Source organism: Streptomyces sp. FH025, from assembly GCF_017427025.1.
Taxonomy (GTDB): Bacteria; Actinomycetota; Actinomycetes; order Streptomycetales; family Streptomycetaceae; genus Kitasatospora.
Genome location: NZ_JAFLNG010000459.1, coordinates 1 through 6,290, shown reverse-complemented (window position 1 = coordinate 6,290; position 6,290 = coordinate 1). Strand labels below are relative to the sequence as shown.

The window sequence follows — 6,290 nt, the reverse complement described above, 5'->3', positions numbered from 1 at the left end:
CGCAGGTGCCGCCGCAGCCGTACGCCCAGCCGCCGTACCCCCAACAGCCTTACGGGCAGCAGCCGTACGGGCAGCCCCCGTACGCCGCCCAGCAGCCGCCCGCCGGTCCGTACGGATACCCGCAGCCCGCCGCGGCGCCCGCCGGCAAGCGCGGCCTGCGGTCCAGGCTGAGGATCGTCGGCGCGGTCGGCGGCTGCCTCGCGCTGGCCGTCGGCTACTTCGTGACCGGCCCGAGCGTCAGCAGCGCCAAGCCCGGCGACTGCGTCCGGGCGACCGGCTCCCGTACCGTGGAGATCCTCAACTGCACTGACCCCAAAGCGAATTACCGAGTGCTGTCGAAGTTCACCGACACCACCGACGTGAACCGCTGCCGGCAGACGCCGCAGACCACCACAGCCGTCTCGGGCAAGAGCGGCCGCCGCTGGAACACGAAGCGGTACGTGCTCTGCCTCGGCCCGCTGGCGCCCACCACCACCGGCAAGCCGCCGGTGAAGACGTACTGACCCCGTTCCACCGACTTCCTTCTCCGGGGGACCTCTTGTCCGTTCCGCCTCCGCCCCAGATGCCGTACGGCCCGCCGCCGGGCGACGGCAACCCCTACGGCCCGCCGCCGGGCAGCGGCAACCCGTACGCCCCACCGCCGAGCGACGGCAACCCGTACGCCTCCGGCAACCCGTACGGCGCCCCGCCGCCGCCCGGCTACGGTTACCCGGCCGCCCCGCCGCCGGGCCCGCCGTACGGCGCGCAGCCGCCCGGCTACGGCTACGGGTACCCGCCACCGGCCCCGGTGGACGGGCCGCACTGCCGCTTCTGCGGCGGCTTCCCGGCGGTGGACGTCAACGTCCGCGGCCACCAGGGCCTGGTGCTCTGGTACCGGATGCTGCGGATGCCCGGCCCGTTCTGCCTCACCTGCGGGACGGCCACCGTGCGCGACATGTCCGCCCGGACGCTCGTCCAGGGCTGGTGGGGCTGGGCGTCGCTGATCCTGACCCCGATCACCCTGCTGATGAACCTCGGCGCCAACGGGAAGATCAAGCGGCTGCCGCCGCCGATGCCCGGCACCCACGGCCCGCAGCTCGACCCGGGCGTCCCGCTGAGCCGGCGCCCGCACACGGCCATGCTGCTGCTGCCGCTCTCCCTGGCGGTCACCGTCCTCCTGGCCGCCACCGGTGTGCTCGGCCCGAAGGACGACAACAACACCCCGGTCTCGTCGTCCTCGGTCTCGCCCACCCCGCACACCTTCTCGCCGGCGCCGCTGCCGACCTACACCCCGCCGGTCTTCCCCTCACCGACCTTCACCCTGCCGCCGCTGCCGAGCATCACGCTGCCGCCGGTCACCACCCCGACCGACTCCGCGGACCGCGTGGACGAGGCCAAGGCCGGCGACTGCCTGCGCAACGAGAACGGCACCAGCGAGACCACCGACACCCACCCGAAGGTCACCGTGCTGCCCTGCACCGACGCGAAGGCGCAGTACAAGGTGGTCTTCAAGTACCTGACCACCTCCGACGAGAAGGTCTGCGAGAAGCAGCCGAAGTCGGACAGCTGGTACATCAGCAAGCACCCCAGCTTCCCGGTCCTGGACTACGTGCTCTGCCTGAAGCAGCTCAAGTGACCCCGGGCACGCGCGAGGGGTGGTCCGGCGTCCGGACCACCCCTCGCGTCGTGTGCGGGCTCAGCCCTGCTGCTCGGCCCACCAGGCGCGCAGCGCCGCGACCGCCGCGTCATGCTCCATCGGGCCGTGCTCCAGCCGGAGTTCGAGCATGTGCTTGTACGCCTTTCCGACCACCGGACCGGGCTTGACGGCGAGCAGCTCCATGATCTCGTTGCCGTCCAGCGCCGGGCGGATGGCGTCCAGCTCCTCCTGCGCCTTCAGCTCCCCGATCCGCTGCTCCAGGCCGTCGTAGGTGCGCGACAGCGCCGCCGCCTTCTTGCGGTTGCGGGTGGTGCAGTCCGAGCGGGTCAGCTTGTGCAGGCGCTCCAGCAGCGGCCCGGCGTCGGTGACGTAGCGGCGCACCGCGGAGTCGGTCCACTCGCCGCCGCCGTAGCCGTGGAAGCGCAGGTGCAGCTCGACCAGGCGCGACACGTCCTCGGTGAGCTCCTTGGAGTACTTGAGCTCGCGCATCCGCTTGCGGGTCATCTTGGCGCCGACCACCTCGTGGTGGTGGAAGGAGACCCGGCCGTCCGACTCGAAGCGGCGGGTGCGCGGCTTGCCGATGTCGTGCAGCAGCGCGGCCAGCCGCAGGGTGAGGTCCGGGCCGTCCTGCTCCAGGTCGATGGCCTGCTCCAGGACGGTCAGCGAGTGCTCGTAGACGTCCTTGTGCCGGTGGTGCTCGTCGCGCTCCAGCCGCAGCGCGGGCAGCTCCGGCAGCACGTGGTCGGCCAGCCCGGTGTCGACCAGCAGCCGCAGGCCCTTCACCGGGTGCTTGGCGAGCAGCAGCTTGTTCAGCTCGGCCTGGACCCGCTCGGCGGAGACGATGGTGATCCGCTCGGCCATCTCCGTCATCGCGACGACCACCTCGGGCGCTGGCTCGAAGTCCAGCTGGGCGGCGAAACGGGCGGCCCGCATCATCCGCAGCGGGTCGTCGGAGAAGGACTCCTCCGGGGTGGCGGGGGTGCGCAGCACCCGGGCCTCCAGGTCCTCCAGGCCGTGGTGCGGGTCGACGAAGCCGCGGCCGGGCAGGTCGACGGCCATCGCGTTGACCGTGAAGTCCCGGCGGACCAGGTCCTCCTCGATGGTGTCGCCGTACGTCACCTCGGGCTTGCGCGAGGTGCGGTCGTACGCCTCGGAGCGGTAGGTGGTGATCTCGATCAGGAAGGACCCCTCGGCGGTGTCCTTGCGGGCGCCGACGGTGCCGAACGCGATGCCCACGTCCCAGACCGCGTCCGCCCAGCCCTTGACCAGCTTGAGCACCTGCTGCGGGCGGGCGTCGGTGGTGAAGTCCAGGTCGTTGCCGAGCCGGCCGAGCAGAGCGTCCCGGACCGAGCCGCCGACCAGCGCCAGCCGGTGACCGGCCGCCTGGAACCGGCGGGCGATCTCGTCGGCGACCGGCGACACCCGCAGCAGCTCTTGCAGCCCCAGGGTCTGGGCCTCGCTCAGGCCTGGGACGACCTGGACGGCGGTGCTCGAACGGTCGGTGTGCGCGGTGGACTCATTGGCAGTGGACACGGCTCACAAGGGTACGTGCCCCGGCAGGTCAACCGCCCGCGCGTTTTGGGCGTCTCACCCCACAGCCCGCAACACTGCACGCCGGGCTGGATCGTTACCATGCCGGTGGACGAGTCTCGGGCACCGGACAGGGGATGCGGTGCCGCGCGCCGCCACGTCGGAGGAAACCTCCGCGGCGGCAGCGCGGTGAACGGCGTCAGGCGAAGAACGTCGAGCGGGGAACGTCGGGCGACAGCGCCCTACGGACAGCATCAGCAGCGAGCGATCGAGAACGGCGAGGGCGGAAACGAGTGAGTGAGCCGGCACGGCACTCGGGCCTGGGGGCGCACCGACAGCCTGGACGGGCCGTGGGCCCCGCCGAACAGCCCGCCGAACAGTCCGCCGACGGACGGAGCGGCCGCCTGGCCCGCCGTTTCGCCGCCGCCTGCGCGGCCGCCCTGACCCTGTTCACGGCCGCCCCCGCCACGGCGCTGCCGGCCGGCGGCAACGTCCGCCCGGCCGCCGACGCGGCGACCACGGCGGAGTACCCGGTGGCGCTGAGCATCGAGTCGGTGACCCCGCAGGTGGCCGTCCCCAACGGCACCGTGACCATCACCGGGCACGTCACCAACGCCGGCAGGTCGGCGGTCAAGGGCGCGCACGCGGCCGTGCGCAAGCCGGTCTCCAGCAAGCCGCTGCAGCGGCGCAGCGAGCTGGCCTCGGTGGCCACCCGCTCCACGCCCAGCGACCGGGACGGGGTGGAGCTGGACAGCCCGCAGTACGCCCTGCCGGAGCTGAACCCCGGCCAGAGCCAGTCGTACACGCTGAGCGTCGCGGTGAGCGACCTCGGGCTGTCCGACAGCGGCGTCTACGAACTGGCGGTGGACGCCTGGGGCACGACCGCCGACAGCGGGCGCGACCGGGCCCTGGGCATCGCCCGCACCTTCCTGCCGTACAACCCGGGCGGCGCCGACGCCCAGCCGACGAAGGTCACCACGCTCTGGCCGCTGGTGCACGCGCCGGTGCTGGCCGCGCAGACCGCCGCCGCCGACAACGACCAGACCGTCCCGGTGCTGCGCGACGACAGCCTCGCCACCGAGTTCGCCCCGGGCGGCCGGCTGTACGAACTGGTGGACACCGGCTCCAAACTCACCGGGCTGACCTGGGTGGTCGACCCCGACCTGCTGGACACCGCGTTCGCGATGACCGGCAAGTACCGGGTGCAGAAGCCGGGCACGGAGAACTCCGGCAAGGCGGCCAAGGAGGACAACACCGTCCCCGGCTCCGGCCAGGCCGCCGCCGCGGCCTGGCTCGACAAGCTGCGCGCGGCCGTCGCCAAGCCGGGCGGCCAGGTGGTCGCGCTGCCGTACGCCGACCCCGACCTCGCCTCGATCGCCCACAACGGCTCCGACCTCGCCGGGATGGGCACCGCCCTGAACAAGGCGGCCACCGCCGGCCGGCTGACCGTCGAGGGCCGGCTGTCCGTGGACACCCGCTCCGACGTGGCCTGGCCGTACCAGGGCCACCTCGACCAGCAGATCGCCGGCATCGCCCGGCAGGCGGGCAGCGGCCTGCTGCTGGTCAACGGTGCGAGCATGCCGGAGCCGGACTCGGTGAACTACACCGCCACCGCGGTGCGCCCGATCGGCAACGGACAGAACGCCGTGGTCGCCGACGAGACGGTCTCCGCGCTCTTCCAGAACGACCTGAGCACCCCGCAGGAACAGACCGAGGCGGCCCAGCGCTTCCTCGCCGAGACCTTCGCGATCACCCACGAGCAGCCGCAGAACCAGCGCGGCCTGCTGATCATGCCGCCGCGCGAACTGACCGCCGGCAGCGCCAAGGTGCTGGCGGGCGCGCTGCAGGCGGCCGACAAGTGGACGACCCCGGTGAAGCTGGACGCGCTGGCCCAGTCCGCGCCGGACCCCAAGGCCAACACCACCGTCCCGGCGCCCGCCGACTACCCGACCCAGGCCCGGGCCTCCGAGCTGACGGCCGCCGACCTGAGCAGCACCGACGACATCCAGCACAACCTGGACATCCTGATGCGGGTGCTCACCCTGCCGCAGCGGGTGCGCGGCCCGTTCAGCGCCGCCATGGTGCGCTCGCTGTCCACCGAGTGGCGCGCCCAGCCGGAGGCCGGCGGCACCTACCGCGAGGGCGTCACGAAGTACCTGAAGGACCTCACCGAAGCCGTCAAGGTGCCGCCGAAGACGGCCGTCACCCTGGCCGGGAACACCGGCCAGCTCCAGGTCAGCGTGCGCAACGACCTCACCCAGACGGTCACCAACCTGAAGCTGGTGCTCACCTCGACCCAGCCGAACAGGGTGTGGGTGGGCAAGGCCGAGGAGCTGGTCCTCCCGGCCTCGCAGAGCGTCACCCTGCGGTTCCCGGCCGAGGCGCGCAACAACGGCAAGGTCACCATGACCGCCCAGTTGTGGACCACCGGCCCCGACCCGCAGAAGTACGGCGAAGCGCAGGTGTTCCGGGTGGAGGTCACCTCGGTGACCAACGGGGTGCTGTACGTCTTCGCGGGCGCCGGCGTCCTGCTGCTGCTGGCCGCGCTGCGCTTCGTCCGCCAGCGCAAGCGCCGCGGCGGGCAGCCCCACGAGGACGGCGACCAGCCGGTCGGGGACGACCCGGCGCCGGACGGCGGCGGGGACGCCTCCGAGGCCGGGCCGGACGCCCCGGCGGAGGAGTCCGCCGAAGGGGATCCCGCGCAGACACCGCGCGCCAGCAGCCCGGATGGCCGGAATCGGGCCGCCGGTGATGAGAAGGTTGGTCCTTGATACCGCCGACCACCCGCACCGCCGGGCCGGCCTCCCCCACGACAGCGAAGAGGTGACATGACCGGGCGCAGCGAGGAGCGGCCGCCGGGCCGCGGTGAGAGCCGGCCGGGCGCCGAGTCGCCGTCCGGCGACTGGTACGTGGCCGACACCTACGCCCAGGACCCGTACGCCGACGCGTACGGGAACCCGCAGGACGGCCAGGACCCGTACGGCCTGCGGGCCGCCCGGCCCGTCGAGCAGCAGCCGCCGGCCACCGCGTACGACGTGCCGCCGCAGCTGCCGCCGCAGGGCGGCGGCTTCCCGACGCCGGTGCCGCCGGCCCCGTACGCCCCGCAGGCCTCGTTCTCGCCCCC

4 protein-coding genes and 1 pseudogene are annotated in these 6,290 nt (G+C 73.2%); 4 read left to right on the top strand and 1 reads right to left on the bottom strand.

The window, feature by feature from the left end; genetic code table 11:
* The coding region (locus J0670_RS26725; RefSeq protein ID WP_207814234.1) for a hypothetical protein at positions 1-503 on the top strand (503 nt) is incomplete at its 5' end.
* A 35-nt stretch (positions 504-538) separates the two neighbouring features.
* Positions 539-1,615 (top strand): hypothetical protein, encoded by a 1,077-nt coding sequence (locus J0670_RS26720; RefSeq protein ID WP_207814233.1) that lies wholly within the window; start codon positions 539-541, stop codon positions 1,613-1,615.
* 60 nt (positions 1,616-1,675) lie between these two features.
* Here J0670_RS26720 and J0670_RS26715 read toward each other — a convergent pair whose 3' ends face one another.
* Entirely contained in the window at positions 1,676-3,100 is a 1,425-nt protein-coding gene (locus tag J0670_RS26715; protein WP_207814235.1) for a CCA tRNA nucleotidyltransferase, read from the bottom strand.
* A 416-nt stretch (positions 3,101-3,516) separates the two neighbouring features.
* On the opposite strand from J0670_RS26715, the gene J0670_RS26710 reads away from it, so the two are divergent.
* Both J0670_RS26710 and J0670_RS26705 read left to right on the top strand, forming a co-directional pair.
* Complete coding sequence (locus J0670_RS26710; RefSeq protein WP_207814232.1) at positions 3,517-5,937, top strand: DUF6049 family protein; 2,421 nt, start codon at positions 3,517-3,519, stop codon at positions 5,935-5,937.
* Between the two features lie 57 nt (positions 5,938-5,994).
* Positions 5,995-6,290: pseudogene (locus J0670_RS26705) on the top strand (hypothetical protein); the annotation flags it as partial.